Origin of the sequence: Sphingomonas sp. CD22 (assembly GCF_034556155.1) — a bacterium.
In the GTDB taxonomy this organism is placed as follows: Bacteria; Pseudomonadota; Alphaproteobacteria; order Sphingomonadales; family Sphingomonadaceae; genus Sphingomonas.
Genome location: NZ_JAYDYX010000001.1, coordinates 174422 through 188219, shown reverse-complemented (window position 1 = coordinate 188219; position 13798 = coordinate 174422). Strand labels below are relative to the sequence as shown.

Annotated in this window: 9 protein-coding genes, 1 tRNA gene and 1 pseudogene; 6 read left to right on the top strand and 5 right to left on the bottom strand. The window is 65.5% G+C overall.

Annotated elements, in window-relative coordinates; translation table 11 throughout:
- The first annotated feature begins 54 nt into the window (after nucleotides 1-54).
- From SFC76_RS00875 to SFC76_RS00855, 5 genes and pseudogenes are all read left to right on the top strand, one after another.
- Nucleotides 55-2184 carry a histidine kinase dimerization/phosphoacceptor domain -containing protein gene (locus tag SFC76_RS00875; RefSeq protein WP_322847610.1) on the top strand — a complete coding sequence of 710 codons (2130 nt, stop codon included), beginning with the start codon at nucleotides 55-57 and terminating at the stop codon, nucleotides 2182-2184.
- 161 nt (nucleotides 2185-2345) lie between these two features.
- On the top strand, nucleotides 2346-3473 hold the full coding sequence (locus tag SFC76_RS00870) for a GGDEF domain-containing protein (RefSeq protein ID WP_322847609.1): 1128 nt from the start codon (nucleotides 2346-2348) through the stop codon (nucleotides 3471-3473).
- Nucleotides 3474-3676: 203 nt separating this feature from the next.
- A pseudogene (locus SFC76_RS00865) lies at nucleotides 3677-4333 on the top strand (DUF47 domain-containing protein); the annotation flags it as partial.
- Nucleotides 4334-4336: 3 nt separating this feature from the next.
- On the top strand, nucleotides 4337-5338 hold the full coding sequence (locus SFC76_RS00860) for an inorganic phosphate transporter (RefSeq protein ID WP_322847608.1): 1002 nt from the start codon (nucleotides 4337-4339) through the stop codon (nucleotides 5336-5338).
- A gap of 93 nt (nucleotides 5339-5431) precedes the next feature.
- On the top strand, nucleotides 5432-5824 hold the full coding sequence (locus SFC76_RS00855; protein ID WP_322847607.1) for an MAPEG family protein: 393 nt from the start codon (nucleotides 5432-5434) through the stop codon (nucleotides 5822-5824).
- 213 nt (nucleotides 5825-6037) lie between these two features.
- Here SFC76_RS00855 and SFC76_RS00850 read toward each other — a convergent pair whose 3' ends face one another.
- On the bottom strand, nucleotides 6038-7471 hold the full coding sequence (locus SFC76_RS00850; RefSeq protein ID WP_322847606.1) for an NAD-dependent succinate-semialdehyde dehydrogenase: 1434 nt from the start codon (nucleotides 7469-7471) through the stop codon (nucleotides 6038-6040).
- A gap of 182 nt (nucleotides 7472-7653) precedes the next feature.
- A complete protein-coding gene (locus tag SFC76_RS00845; RefSeq protein ID WP_322847605.1) occupies nucleotides 7654-8004 on the bottom strand; it encodes a DUF3147 family protein in 351 nt (116 codons plus the stop codon).
- A gap of 519 nt (nucleotides 8005-8523) precedes the next feature.
- Between SFC76_RS00845 and SFC76_RS00840 the strand changes: the two genes are divergently transcribed.
- The gene (locus SFC76_RS00840; RefSeq protein ID WP_322847604.1) at nucleotides 8524-8784 is read left to right on the top strand and encodes a hypothetical protein; all 261 of its coding nucleotides are present in this window, start codon (nucleotides 8524-8526) and stop codon (nucleotides 8782-8784) included.
- Nucleotides 8785-9562: 778 nt separating this feature from the next.
- On the opposite strand, the gene SFC76_RS00835 is transcribed toward SFC76_RS00840, so the two are convergent.
- From SFC76_RS00835 to SFC76_RS00825, 3 genes are all read right to left on the bottom strand, one after another.
- Nucleotides 9563-9633 (bottom strand) — tRNA-Gly (locus tag SFC76_RS00835).
- Between the two features lie 327 nt (nucleotides 9634-9960).
- Nucleotides 9961-11241 carry an aminotransferase class V-fold PLP-dependent enzyme gene (locus SFC76_RS00830; RefSeq protein WP_322847603.1) on the bottom strand — a complete coding sequence of 427 codons (1281 nt, stop codon included), beginning with the start codon at nucleotides 11239-11241 and terminating at the stop codon, nucleotides 9961-9963.
- The gene (locus tag SFC76_RS00825) at nucleotides 11241-13643 is read right to left on the bottom strand and encodes a TonB-dependent receptor (protein WP_322847602.1); all 2403 of its coding nucleotides are present in this window, start codon (nucleotides 13641-13643) and stop codon (nucleotides 11241-11243) included. Before SFC76_RS00825 ends, SFC76_RS00830 begins: the two co-directional genes overlap by 1 nt.
- Between the last annotated feature and the right edge of the window lie 155 nt (nucleotides 13644-13798).

Sequence of the window (13798 nt, the reverse complement as noted above, 5' to 3'; positions counted from 1 at the left end):
TTTGTAATGCGCCATGGGTCGGGTCATGTCGGACTGACTATTTGTACGGTGACAATGGCGATTCCTCTCGAGACCGACCCGACCCTGGACCTGACGGTCTGCGATCGCGAACCGATCCATATCCCCGGCGCGATCCAGCCCCACGGCCTGCTGCTCGTCGCTGCGGCGGATGGCGACCATGCGGTGCTGGCCGGCGCCGGGGCGATTGAGTCGCGGCTGGCGGCGGATTGGCAGGGTCGCCCGCTCGCCGTGCTGCTCGGGCAGGATATCGCGCCGCTGCTCCACCATCTTCCGGGCGGCCTCGACGCGGTCGGCCAGTTGCCGGTCGAGGGGATCGGCGAACGGTTCGTCGCCACGCTGCACCGCGCGGGTGCGCATCTGCTCGTCGAACTCGAGCCGGTCGCCGACGAGCCCAGCTCGGTGGCGACGACGCTCGGCTGGCTCGACGCGGTCGCCGGCAGCTTCGAGCGCGCCGCCGACTTGCAGACGCTCTACGATCGCGCCGCCAGCGCCTTCCGCCGCCTGACCGGCTTCGACCGGGTGATGATCTACCGCTTCCTCGACGACGACGCCGGGCAGGTGGTGGCGGAGGATCGCGACCCGGCGCTGGACACCTTCCGCAACCATCGCTTTCCCGCCTCCGACATCCCCCGTCAGGCGCGGGCGCTGTACGTTCGCAACCGGACGCGGGTGATCCCGACGATCGATTACGATCCGGCGCCGCTGCGCCCGGCCGGCTTCGCGCAGGTCGATCTCAGCGACATCGCGGTGCGCCACGTCTCGCCGATCCATCTCCAATATCTGCGCAACATGGGCGTCGAGGCGTCGGCGTCGATCTCGATCGTCAAGGACGGGTTGCTCTGGGGCCTCGTCGCCTGCCACCACAACAGCCCGCGCCGGTTGCCGCCCGACGTCCGCAGCACCGGCGCGACGCTCGCCAGCGGCCTCGCCCGCCAGATCCGCGCCAAGGAAGAGGCCGCGGCCTATCGCGAGCGGCTGGCGCTGCGCGTCGCCGAGGACAGCGTCGTGCCGCGGCTGAACAGCGAGGAGCCATTGCGTGCCGCGATCGTCGCGGTGAAGGACGAATTGTGCGCGATGCTCCACGCCGACGGCTTCGCGATGATCGCCGGCGATCAGGTCGAGCGGTTCGGCCGCTGCCCCGAGGATGATGTGTTGCGCGGCATCGCCCGCTGGGTGCGCGAGCGCGGCGAGCCGATCGCGACGCACGAACTGGGCGCGTTGCTGCCGATCGCGCGCGGGCACGAGCAGACCGCGAGCGGCCTGCTCGCGGTACCTCTGCACGAGGAGGATGCGATCCTGCTCTGGCTGCGCGCCGAGACGATCGAGACGATCGAATGGGCCGGCAATCCGCACAAGTCGGTGGCGGTCGCGCCGGGCGCGATGCTGACCCCGCGCACCTCGTTCGCCAGTTATACCGAGACGGTGAGCGGCCGCTCGCAGCGCTGGACGCTCGAAAAGGTCGAGGCGGGGCATCGCCTGCGCCGCCGCTTCCACGAGGCGCGCCAGCACCTTCAGGTCCGCATCCTCAACCGCGAATATCATCGCGCGCTGGCGGAGAAGGACGCGCTGCTCGCGCAGAAGGACGTCCTGATGAAGGAGGTCAATCATCGCGTGCAGAACAGCCTGCAGCTGGTCGCCTCCTTCCTGCGCCTGCAGGCCAAGACCGCCAACAGCACCGTCGTCGCCGATCATCTGGCGGAGGCGCAGGCGCGCCTTGCCGCGGTGGCGCTGGTCCATCGCCGCTTGTACCGCGACGATCAGGTCGAGAGCGTCGATTTGTCGCGCTACATCGACGAACTGATCGCCGACATGCGCGTCTCGCTGGGTGCCGAATGGGGGCGGCACATCAAGCTCGATCTCGCGCCGGTGCTGGTGCCGACCGATCGCGCGGTCAACATCGGTCTGATCCTCACCGAACTGGTCATCAACGCCACCAAATATGCCTATGGCGGCGCCGCCGGGCCGGTGGCGATCGCGCTGGAACAGCATGGCGGCAAGCTGCGGCTGATCGTCGCCGACGACGGCCGCGGCAAGGGCGACGGCGAAGGCTTCGGCAGCCGGATGATGGACGCCATGGTCCAGCGCCTGTCGGGGATCATTGAATTCGGCGACAACGCGCCCGGGCTGCGCGCGATCATGACCGCGCCGATCGCGGAAGTCTGACGATCGGTGCCGGACGTTGTTTTCGTCCAAGGAATGAAATCTAAGGAAAACTTTACCGTCATTTGCTAGGCCGTGCGCGACATCATGTATCGCGGACCAGCTCGAATGACTTTTACTTGGTATTACAAGGCGATGCATCAGAGCCGCCACGGCTGATGGCGATGACGTCGTTAACCGATTCGCGATGGGCGCGGCTGACGGCGTGGTGGGGCCATGGTTCGGCCGCTCCGGCTGCCGTCGCGCCCGCCGCGCCCGCCGTGCCGCCTGCGAAAGAGCCCGCGGCGACCAGCGCCCGGCGTGCCGCGGCGCGCGAGACGTTCGCACGCGTCGGCGCCTTCCTCGACGATCACGATCTCGCGCCGACGGTCGATCATTTCCACGTCGCCCGCTGCTACATCCTCGGCGAGGATATCGCGCTGACCCGCGCGGTCGACGACCATATCCGCGAGCACGGCCGGATCGACGCCGCCTTCCTCGCGCTGCCGGTGGTCCGCGAGCTGCTGGGGCCGCTGCATCCTGACCGGATCGCCGAAATGGCGGACGCACTCGCCGCGCGGCTGGCGGAATCGGAGACGACCTTCCGCCAGGGTCAGGCGGCGGTATCCGACTATGAAAGCGCCCTCACCGCCGAAGCCGCGGCGGCGGACGCGGATATGGACGGCGATGCGGACGGCACGATCAAGCGCCTGCTCGCGCTCACCAACGACGCGATCGCCCGCACCCGGCATCTCGCCGACCAGTTGCGCGAGACGCATCGCGAGACCAACCGCCTGCGCCGCAACCTGCAGGAGGCGCGGCGCGCGGCGGACGAGGATCATCTCACCGGCCTGCCCAACCGCCGCTGCTACGACCGCCGGCTCGTCGCGCTGGTCGCGTCGCGTCGGCAGGGGTCGGAACATTGCGTCGCGCTCTGCGACGTCGACGATTTCAAGGTGATCAACGATCGCCACGGTCACGAGACCGGCGACCGCGTGCTCAAGCTGGTCGCGCGCAAGCTGACCGCCGGACTCGGCGCCAAGGTGCTCGTCGCACGCCACGGTGGCGAGGAATTCGCCTGCCTGTTCGAGGATTGCCCGCCCGATCATGCCTTCGCCGCGCTCGACCGGGTGCGCGACGGCGTCGGCGCGCGCAGCCTTATCAACCAGACCTCCGGCGACGGCATCGGCCGCCTCACCTTCTCCGCGGGCATCGCGGTGCTCGGCGACGATCTCGCCGCGACGATGCGCGCCGCCGACGCCGCGCTCTACAGCGCCAAGCGGGCCGGCAAGAACCGCATCGTCATCGCCTGAGTCGTCGCCATGCGCTTAACCACCCATCCGTGTCGTCTTTTGCGCCGGGCATGCTAAGATAGCGTCATGCACCGCCCGATCTCCTGCCGTTCGTCCGGAGCCGGTCCGCATCGCCGTCGCGCGTCGCCGTCCCGGGATGGTGCATCATCCAGTTTCGGCTTGCGCGGCGGGGCGTCCCGCCCCATGCGCGCCGCGCCCTCTACGAAAGGTCTCTTATGGTAGCCTGGTTCCAGGCGCTGATGCCGAAGCAAGGTCGGTTCTTCGATCAGTTCGAGGCGCATGCCGCCACGCTGGTCGCCGGTGCCGACGCCTTGCAGAAGCTGTTCAGCGGCGACGGTGCGATCGCGGTCCATATCGCCGAGATCGTCGACCGCGAGCATGAGGCGGACGATATCACCCGCGACGTGCTGCAGGACGTGCGCCGCGTCTTCGTCACCCCGTTCGACCGTTCGGCGATCACCGACCTGATCGGCGTCATGGACGATTCGATCGACCAGATGAACCAGACCGCGACCACCATCGCGCTCTACGAGGTGAAGACCTTCGCGCCCGACATGCGCGCGATGGTCGACCTCGTCGTCGAGGCCGCGCGCGTCACCGCCGAGGCGATCCCGCTGCTGCGCAAGCTCGACGCCAATGCCGGGCGCCTGCACGATCTCACCGCGCGACTGGTGCAGCTCGAGGGGCAGGTCGACGATCATCACGCCAAGGGGCTGCACGCCTTGTTCAAATCCTGCGGCAACGATCAGCCGATGCGCTTCATCGTCGAGCGCGAGATCTACAGCCATCTGGAACGCATCGCCGACCGGTTCGAGGACATCGCCAACGAGATCCAGGGTCTCGTCATCGACCACGCCTGATCCATGACGATCTCCTTCACGCTGCTGGTCGCGCTGATCGGCGTCGCCTTGCTGTTCGACTTCCTGAACGGCCTGCACGACGCCGCCAATTCGATCGCGACGGTGGTCTCGACGCGCGTGCTCAAGCCGCATCATGCGGTGATCTGGGCCGCCTTCTTCAACTTCATCGCCTTCGCGGTCTTCGACCACAATGTCGCGCAGACCGTCGGCAAGGGCATCGTCAGCGCCACGGTGATCGACCCGCAGGTGATCTTCGGCGCGCTGATGGGTGCGATCGTCTGGAACGTCATCACTTGGCGCTACGGCATACCGTCCAGTTCCAGCCACGCGCTGATCGGCGGTCTGCTCGGCGCCGGGATCACCAAGGCGGGCTTCGACGGCGTCGTCTGGGCGGGCGTCGGCAAGACCGTCGGCGCGATCTTCCTGTCGCCGACCGTCGGCATGATCCTCGCGCTGCTGCTCGTCCTCGTCGTCGCCTGGACCTCGCTGCGGCTCACCCCGATGGGCGTCGACAAACGCTATCGCAAGCTCCAGCTCGTCTCCGCGGCGCTCTACAGCCTCGGCCATGGCGCCAACGACGCGCAGAAGACGATGGGGATCATCACCGTCCTGCTCTATTCGCAGGGGCTGCTCCACGGCGGCTTCCACGTGCCGTTCTGGGTGGTGCTCTCATGCCAGGCGGCGATGGCGCTGGGCACGATGTCGGGCGGCTGGAAGATCGTCCATACGATGGGGTCGAAGATCACCCGCCTCACCCCCGCGCAGGGCTTCTGCGCCGAAACCGGCGGCGCGATCACCCTGTTCGTGGCGACGGTCGGCGGCATTCCAGTGTCCTCGACGCACACCATCACCGGCGCGATCGTCGGCGTCGGCTCCGCACGGCGGCTGTCCGCGGTACGCTGGAACATCGCCAGCCGCATCGTCGTCGCCTGGGTCGTCACCCTCCCCGCCGCCGGCCTGATCGGTGCCGCCTTCTACGAGATCGCCGCGCTGCTCTCGCGCTGACCGGGGTGACGGGTGGATCGATCCTCCTCCCGTCCCCACGGACCTTCCACCCCGCTCCACCGTTCTGCCCCCGCAACCTAGTGGAGCCGCCCCATGCCGACCGAACTCATCATCCTCGGCGTGTCCGTCATCCTGCTCGTCGTCCACATCATGCTGCAGGGCCAGACGGCGACCCGCGAGCGCGGCCTCGCCTGGAACGCCGGCCCCCGCGACGGCACCGACGAAAAGCCGCTCGGCCCGCTCGCCGGCCGCGCCGAACGCGCATTGTCGAACTATCAGGAAACCTATCCCGCCTTCATCGCGCTGGCGCTCGGCCTCGCGGTTACTGGCCAGACCGGCGGGGTCGGTGCCGCCGGCGCGATCCTTTGGCTGGTCGCGCGCCTCGTCTACATCCCGCTCTACCTGCTCGGCATCCCCTACGTCCGCAGCCTCGCCTGGGTCGCGGCGATGTTCGGCCTGCTGCTGATGCTGATCCGCTTCTTCTAAACGCCCGCGACCCAACGATAATTTTTATGTCAGTAACAGACATTTAACGTTGCAAGGCTAGCGGGGGCCATGGTCGATCTTCCCGCCGCGCTCATTCCCGCGCTCACCGTCATCCTGCCGCTGGCCGCGGTGCTCATCGCCTCCGCCTGCGCGATGGATCTCGGCGGGCGGTAATCCGGAGACGGGGGCTCGCCACGCGAGCCCCCGCACCCCTCACGCGATATGCACCGCCTTGGTGATCAGATGCGCGGCGATCCCCTCGGGGCCGTCCTCCGACCCGTAGCCGCTGTCCTTGACCCCGCCGAACGGCGCATCGCCCCAGCTCAGCCGCACGGTGTTGATCGCCACCATCCCCGCCTCGATCTCGTCGCCGAGCCGGTTCTGCAGGCGGCCGTTCTCGGTGAAGCAATAAGCGCCGAGGCCATAAGGCAGGCGGTTCGCCTCGGCGATCGCATCGTCGGCGTTGGCGAACGATCCGATCAGCGCGATCGGACCGAACGGCTCCTCGTTCATCGCGCTGGCGGCGAGCGGCACGTCGGCGAGCACGGTCGGCGCGAAGAAGAAGCCGTCGCCCTCCCCCGGTACGCCACCCGTCAGCAGCCGTGCGCCCGCGCCGACCGCATCCGCGACGATCCCGGCGATCGCCTCCGGCCGGCGCGGGTTGGCCATCGGCCCCATCTGAATGCCTTTCTCCAGCCCGTTGCCGACCGTGATCGCCGCGGTCCGCTCGGCGAAGCCCTTGGCGAACCGCTCGTAGATGCCCTGCTGGACATGGAAGCGGGTCGGCGCGACGCAGACCTGGCCGGCGTTGCGGAATTTGTGCGCCACCAACGTGTCGAGCGTCCGCTCCAGATCGCAATCGTCGAACACCAGCACCGGGCCGTGCCCGCCCAGCTCCATCGTCGACTTCATCACCGTATCCGCCGCCAGCTTGAGCAGATGCTTGCCGACCGGCACCGATCCGGTGAAGCTCAGCTTGCGCGTCACCGGCGAGGCGAGCAACTGACGCGACACCGCGTCGGGCACGCCGAACACCAATTGCGCGACGCCGTCGGGCAGCCCCGCATCCTGGAAGCAGCGCAGGATCTCGACCGCGGCGCCCGGCGTCTCCTCACTCGGCTTGAGGATCACCGAACAGCCCGCGGCGATCGCCGGCGACAGCTTGCGTACCGGGTTCATCACCGGGAAATTCCACGCGCAGAACGCCGCGACCGGCCCGACGGGCTGATGCAGCACCAGCGAGCGCGTGCCGGTCGGCCGCGGCAGCACGCGGCCATAGATGCGCACCGCCTCGCCGGCGTGGAAGTCGAGCAGCGCCGCGGTCGCCATCACCTCGCCCTTGGCCTCGGTATACGGCTTGCCCTCCTCCAGCGTCGCCAGCCGCGCGAGCAGATCGGCGCGCTCGCGCACCAGCGCCGCGGTCCGCGACAGCACCGCCGCCCGCTCCTGCGGCGCAGTCGCGCGCCACGTCTTGAAGCCCCGATCCGCCGCTGCGAGCGCCCGATCGAGATCGGCGGGCGTCGCCAGCGGCAGTTCGCCCAAAGTCCGGCCGCTCGCCGGATCGAGCACCGGCTGCGTCTCGCGACCGGCGGTGACCCACTCGCCGTCGATGAACAGGCCGAGGCGCGTATCGTAGGTATCGGTCATAACGTTCCGCTTTCGTCAGGCGTGATGCCCCGCCGCGCGGCAGGACGAACGGTCGCGACGATACCGGTGCCACCGGCGACGCCACGGACCACGCCCGCTATGTAGGGGCAGGCGATGCTGGGTGGAAGGCGGTAGCCGCGCTCACCCGATCCCGGCAACCGCTCCGCCCCGGCATCGACCGATCACAAGGGCAATCCGAAGCGCGGCCCGAACCAGGTCAAAGCGGCGTAGAGCAGGATCGTCAGCGCACACCCGGCCCCGAGCGCGGACCAGAAGCCGAAGCCATGCCGCAACAATGGCGCAATCAGCAGGAACATGGGAAGCGAGGGGATGACGTACCAGAACGTCGCCGAGGCATGGGCGGCCATGGTGTCCGCATCCGGCTTATCGTTCCATAGCCATATCATGCCGAGCACCGAAACCAGCGGAAGCGACGCGATCAGCGCCCCGAAGCCCGGCTGGCGTTTCGCCAACGTCGAGGCGACGGCGATCAACGCCCCCGAGACAACGGCCTTCAGCGTCAGAAACAGCATAGCCGCCGGTATCCCATGCCCGCCTCACATAGAAGCCGCCGGATGCCTTTTCACCGAGGTCGGACGGCGCTGTGCGGAGATTGCGGTGGAGCGGGTGAAGGGAACACGCCATAAGCGTACATTCCTGAAGGCACGCGTCTGAGGGCGGGACGTCCGCTACCGCCCACTTGCAGACACCGGGGCACGCGATACCATCCAGGAATGAACGAAGCGGCTGCGAGTGGGATACTGCTAACCTTGATATCTGCCATTGTGCTTGGGACCGGATTTGCATCAGGTGCAATGCCGTTCAACTATAAGGCGTTGGATACCAGCCGCGAGACGTCCCCAACCACATTCTGGGCGTTCACAGCATCGTGGGCATTTTTCGGGGTGTTCGGAATTGCGATCGCGGTTCGTCACTGGACCGTATGACCGCTCTCCACCAAAAGCGGACCTGCCGCTTACGCCCCATTTGCGGACACTCGCCGCATGCCGTAGTCTGCTACTATGCCGGTGAACGCAGTTCCCTTGATGAGAATGTCCCTATGGCTGCTACTGGTTGCGGCGGCGGTGATCGCGCTCTTTTGGTTGATGCTCGTTGTGGCATCCGGCTTTTCGATTTGGACGACTGAGTCAAACGTCGCTGGCTTGACCTTACAGACCGGCCTCCTTCTCTCCCCGGTGGCGTTGTTCTTTGGTCTCAAGCTATCCAAGCACAGCGTCGGCCTCAACGTCGCTTTGTTTGCACTAAGCTGGTCGGCCGCCTCCGCAGCGTTGATATGCCTCGGCTTTCTGTAAAGTTACATCCGCTTTCCACCAATAGCGGACGTCGGCTTATCCGATTAACCCGATTGCATCGCGTCGATTGCTGTTTTTGCAGTTCACATTTCAGGCACTGGTTTGGGGGCCGGTGGTATTCCATTACAAAGCCACTGCGGGCATCCTAAATGCTCATATATTACTATTACATAGGCATTCCTCACAGACTCTTGTGAATGCCTCAGCTTGACACGTTGCAGCATCCTGAGTGCCCTTGCCTTTTCTAAACTGGTGCTCATTCTTGGCCTTGCGGCACGACAGTTTTTGAAACCAAGATTGTCAACATTGCATATAAGCGACAGACCCCAGTCATGCGATAATCTTGGTATTCCGCGAAAAACGCTATGACTGTTAACCTTTGCAAATTGTACATTCTCGCCAAAATTCGGCTGGGATTTTCCACATTCCTGAGCTTCGCAGTAGAATGCCTCAATGTGGAAATACCTATCTTCAATGGATGTTTCTCGCCAGGGCGCCGCATTCTCGTCCTTAGCGGCAATCCCCAATGAAAGTGCGATTAAGATAAGGCCGGAAAAGACATTAAGCATCCTGACGAGACCTCAGAGGTTGCGCATCGTAAGCGGGAACAAGGTTTGATGAACCGTCATGAGGTTAGCACCGGGACGCGCGTCGGCAAGTTCCATTAATGCGGTCGAGGACGTGAATAGCACCCGAGATGGGAACAATCCGCTAGCGCCGAATAGCGACCATTGCCCGCACCTTTCGGGCTTGAGCCGGTTCGCACGAGGGGGAGCGGAGCGAGTGAAGGGAATCGAACCCTCGTCGTAAGCTTGGGAAGCTTCTGCTCTACCATTGAGCTACACCCGCATATCAACGACTTAGCGCTGATCTGACCGCCTGCGGGGCTCCGGTTTACAATCCCGCATGCGATCCGACGGCCGAGTGCCACAATCCTGGCGTGGTCGTCAACGTAGATCGTTCGGATTCGCCGGACCTCGTCGGGCGACCAGCCCATGATATCGGCGAACTCCTCGTCGACCAGGTCGGTCGTGGTCGTCATCTGCCTTGGTCATGGCATGGCTGTAAACGAGCGTTTCAGCAAAGACCGGCATTGTTCACGTTGATCTTCTCCGCATCGCCAGTGCCGCCGTCTCGCCTTCAAAGCGCAATGGCGATTTATCGCTGTTGGCCGGATCAGGCCGTCGGCGGCTTGCTCGCGACGTCCTCGATCGCCGCTGCGAGCGCGTCCATCTGCTCTGCATTGTTGAACAGGCCCGGCGTTATGCGAACACAGGCGCCTCGCGTCACCCCGCTGCGGTGGACGGTGAAGATCCGATACCTCTCGAGCAGTCGGCGCGCGAGCGCAGCGTTCGCCGCATCGCTGGTTAAGCCGTGGAGGCGGAAAGACGTGATGCCCGCATGCAGATTTGCATCATCTGGCGTGAGCACTTCGATCTGCGAGAGGCGACGCACACGACTGACCCACCGGTCGCGCAACATTTTGAGCCGGGCAGCGCGGCGTGCAGCGCCGATCGAGCGCTGGAACCTCAGGGCTGCCGGCAGTGTCAGCTGCGCAGCAAAATCCACGGTGCCGGTGTGCACCCGCGAATGGATGCCGTCGCGCATCGTGGCATCGTTGGCGGGGTCCGGATCGATGCGATCAAGCGCCGGGCGCCGTACGTACATGGCACCGACGCCGAGCGGATTGCCAAGCCATTTGTGGCAGTTGAGGCCAATGAAGTCGCAGTTGAGATCGGGAAGGACGAAGTCGAGCTGACCCCAGCTGTGCGCGGCATCGACGATGGTGTCGATGCCGCGTGCACGAGCCGCCGCGGCGATCTCCCTTACCGGAATTACCAGGCCGGTGCGGTGACTAAGATGCGTCAGCAGCACCAGCCGCATCCTGGGATAGGCGTCGAACGCCGCCGTGTAGGCGGCGATCAGCGACTGTCTGGTGGCAGGCTCCGGCAGAGCGATCTTGATGACCGTCGCACCGCGGCGGGCATGGAGGCTTTCCATGCACGCCTGCATGCTATCGTAGTCCAGGTCGGCGTAGAGCACCGCATCGCCCGCCTTGAGCCGGTTATATCCGAGGATCAGCGCCTTCAACGCTTCCGTGGCGTTGCGGGTGAGAGCGACATCCTCCGCAGGCACCCCCAACTCGATCGCCAGATCCGCCTTCGCGGCGATCAGATCCCCGACCAACCCCCGCCTCGCATAGTAGCTGGTGTCGCGGTTCACCCGTTCGACGAGACGCAAATACTCGGCCAGCGCCGGTCGTGGCATGGCGCCCCAGTTTCCGTTCTCGAGCTGGATGACGTCGGATGGCACATCGTATTGTGCCGCAATGCCTTTCCAGAAGACCTCGTCGGTATCGGCCGGTGCCACCCGGGCCATGGTCGCTGCGGCATGAACGACGGGCAAGGCGAAGCCCGCTCCCAGGACGGCGCGGCGTCCGATCCGCAGGTCTCGCATCAGAAACGCATTCCGATCCGGACGTAATAGTTGCCGCCGTCCGTGTCGTAAGGCGCGTTGCGGGAATAGACGAGACCGCGGGATGCCTGGAACACAGCTTCGTCCGGATAGGTGTTGAAGACGTTCTCCGCCCCACCGCGAAGCGTGAAGTGATCGTCGAGCCGGATGATCGCGGACACGTCCACCATCGTCATCGATCCGAAACGCTGGAAGATCGTGCCGGTCGCGTTGCCGGTCGAGTCTTCCCAGCCGCCATAGTAGCGGCCGCGTACCAGCAGCCCGACCGGGCCGATATCGTAGCCGGCGGTGGCCACGCCATTGTGTTGCGGCAAACGCTGCTCGAAGATGCGGCGCTGCGCGTCGTTGCCGATGGCCGCGCTCGCCCCGCTCGTGACCTTGGTCTGGTTGTAGTTGTAGGCGAGGCTCAGGTTGGCCCGACCAGGCCCGATCTGGCGCACGTAGGTGAGCACCGCATCGATACCGCGCGTGCGCGTGTCGAAGTCGTTGGTGAAGTAGCTGAGCGAGGTATAGCGCTGCGGATTGGCGAAAGACGCCGGCACCGTGAAGGTGCGGGACTCGCTGAACCGGTCGTCGACCTCGATCTGATACAGATCGACGCTGCCGCTGAGCCCGATCTTGGTCTGAAATGTGATACCCGCTGTCGCCGTTCTGGACGTCTCGGGCTTCAGTGCCTTCGCACCGAGCGCGATCGCCAGGGGATCGGATGGCGACAGCCTCCCCTGGTTGAAGACCTGCAGCGTGACCGTGTCGAGGCCCTGCGTTGTGGATGTGGTGTTGAGCTGCGCTGGAGTGGGAGCACGGAAGCCGGTGGAGTAGGTCGCCCGCACCGCCAGACCGGTGATCGGCTCGACCCGCGCGGATAGCTTGTAGTTGAAGGTATCGCCGAAATTAGAGAAGTCCTCGTAGCGCCCCGCTGCGCCCAACGTCAGCACAGTGACCGGCTTCCATTCGAGATCGAGATATCCTGCATAGCTCTTCTGGTCCCACTCGCCTGCCCGCTGCGGGCCGAAGCCGGGAAAGCCGTTTGCGCTCGGGGCAAGCCCGAAGGCTGCACCGGGACCAATCGCATAGGAGGCAGGATCGCCGAGGCCCACCCGGTAGGTCTCGACACGCCGCTCGGCGCCGAACGCCACGTTGACGGGCTCCGCGGTGCCGACCGGCAGGCGATAGACGAAGTCGGCGTTCAGGTTGAACTCGCGCTGCTCCAGCCGCCCCAGGTAGAAGCTGGTCGGGCTGACGGGTCCAAGCGACGCGTTGAGGCTTTCGCCCAAGGTATATTCAATTCGGCTGCGGCCGAAGGAGGCGCTCAGGTCGTAGGTCAGCGGCTCCGCGATGTTACCCTTGGCACCCGTCACTGACTGGAAGTCGCTGAAGGTGGTGCCGAGCCGGGGCGTGAAGCCCAGCGGATAGATGCTGTTGAAGGAAAAACCGGGAAAGGCCTGTGTCGCCCGATACACGCTCGCCGTGCCGTCGGGGTTGCGCCAGTTGAAGTCCGTCAGCCCCTCGCCCTGCTGGACGGTGCCGAAGGCGTACAACGTCAGGGCATCCTCAAAATCGTAATGCGCGTTGACGGCACCTTCGACCCGCTCCTCGTCGGGCTGCCCCCAGCGTTGGACGGGGTTGGGCAGGGTCAGTTGCGGATGTGCGGCCTGGAAGGCGATGGCATCGGGCCGCTGCCGCGACCGCGAAGTTGCTTCGGCATGATCATACTGACCGGTGAAAACCACGCTGCCACGCTCACCCAAAGCGATCCCGCCGCGCAGGCCGGTTTGATACTCGTTGCCGTCGCCCCGGTAGTATCGGGAATATTGGCCGAACGCCTCCATCCCAGACTCGACGTCGAGCACGATGTTGACGACGCCGGCGATGGCGTCGGAGCCGTATTGCGCCGACGCACCATCGCGCAGCACTTCGACGCGCCCGATCGATAACGGCGGAATGCCGGCAAGATCGGGAGCCTGCGCGCCGCGCGTGCCCAGCAAGGCAGAACGATGATAGCGTTTGCCGTTGATCAGCACGAGCGTCTGATCCGCGGAGAGGCCGCGAAGGGTGGCCGGGCGGACGAAGGCCTGCCCGTCGGCTGCCGGGAGGCGCTGGACGTTGAACGACGGCAGCAACTGCGCCAGCGTGTCCGACAGGTCGTTCGAGATTGTGGATCCGATCGCCTGCCTGGACAGCACGTCCACCGGTGCGAGGGTATCGAACTGCGTGCGCCCGCGGTCACGCGTCCCGGTGACGACGATCGTATCGTCCGGTGCCGTGGAAGACATTCCCTTTGCCGACGGATTTGCCACAGGCTGAGGAGCAAGCGTCTGGGCGTAGGCAGACGAACAGGCGAGCAGCTGCAGCGCGCTGGCTACGCTGACACTCAGTAATTTCATTGTTCCCCCAGGGACGTTCAGGCCTTCGTGGCTCTGCGCGACGCACTAGGTTGGCTACATTGCACGACGGTGACGGCGCCCTTGCGGATTTAAGTCACACCCTGACTGCCGGCCCGGCTAATACGGTTCGGCTGACCCGGACCTCGACACCCACG

What these genes read in the sequence shown, in the direction of transcription:
- SFC76_RS00825 (WP_322847602.1), bottom strand. Translation starts at nt 13,643, where the DNA reads ATGAAATTACTGAGTGTCAGCGTAGCCAGCGCGCTGCAGCTGCTCGCC.
- SFC76_RS00875 (WP_322847610.1), top strand. Translation starts at nt 55, where the DNA reads ATGGCGATTCCTCTCGAGACCGACCCGACCCTGGACCTGACGGTCTGC.
- SFC76_RS00850 (WP_322847606.1), bottom strand. Translation starts at nt 7,471, where the DNA reads ATGACCGATACCTACGATACGCGCCTCGGCCTGTTCATCGACGGCGAG.
- SFC76_RS00830 (WP_322847603.1), bottom strand. Translation starts at nt 11,241, where the DNA reads ATGCGAGACCTGCGGATCGGACGCCGCGCCGTCCTGGGAGCGGGCTTC.
- SFC76_RS00845 (WP_322847605.1), bottom strand. Translation starts at nt 8,004, where the DNA reads ATGCTGTTTCTGACGCTGAAGGCCGTTGTCTCGGGGGCGTTGATCGCC.
- SFC76_RS00840 (WP_322847604.1), top strand. Translation starts at nt 8,524, where the DNA reads ATGTCCCTATGGCTGCTACTGGTTGCGGCGGCGGTGATCGCGCTCTTT.
- SFC76_RS00870 (WP_322847609.1), top strand. Translation starts at nt 2,346, where the DNA reads ATGACGTCGTTAACCGATTCGCGATGGGCGCGGCTGACGGCGTGGTGG.
- SFC76_RS00855 (WP_322847607.1), top strand. Translation starts at nt 5,432, where the DNA reads ATGCCGACCGAACTCATCATCCTCGGCGTGTCCGTCATCCTGCTCGTC.
- SFC76_RS00860 (WP_322847608.1), top strand. Translation starts at nt 4,337, where the DNA reads ATGACGATCTCCTTCACGCTGCTGGTCGCGCTGATCGGCGTCGCCTTG.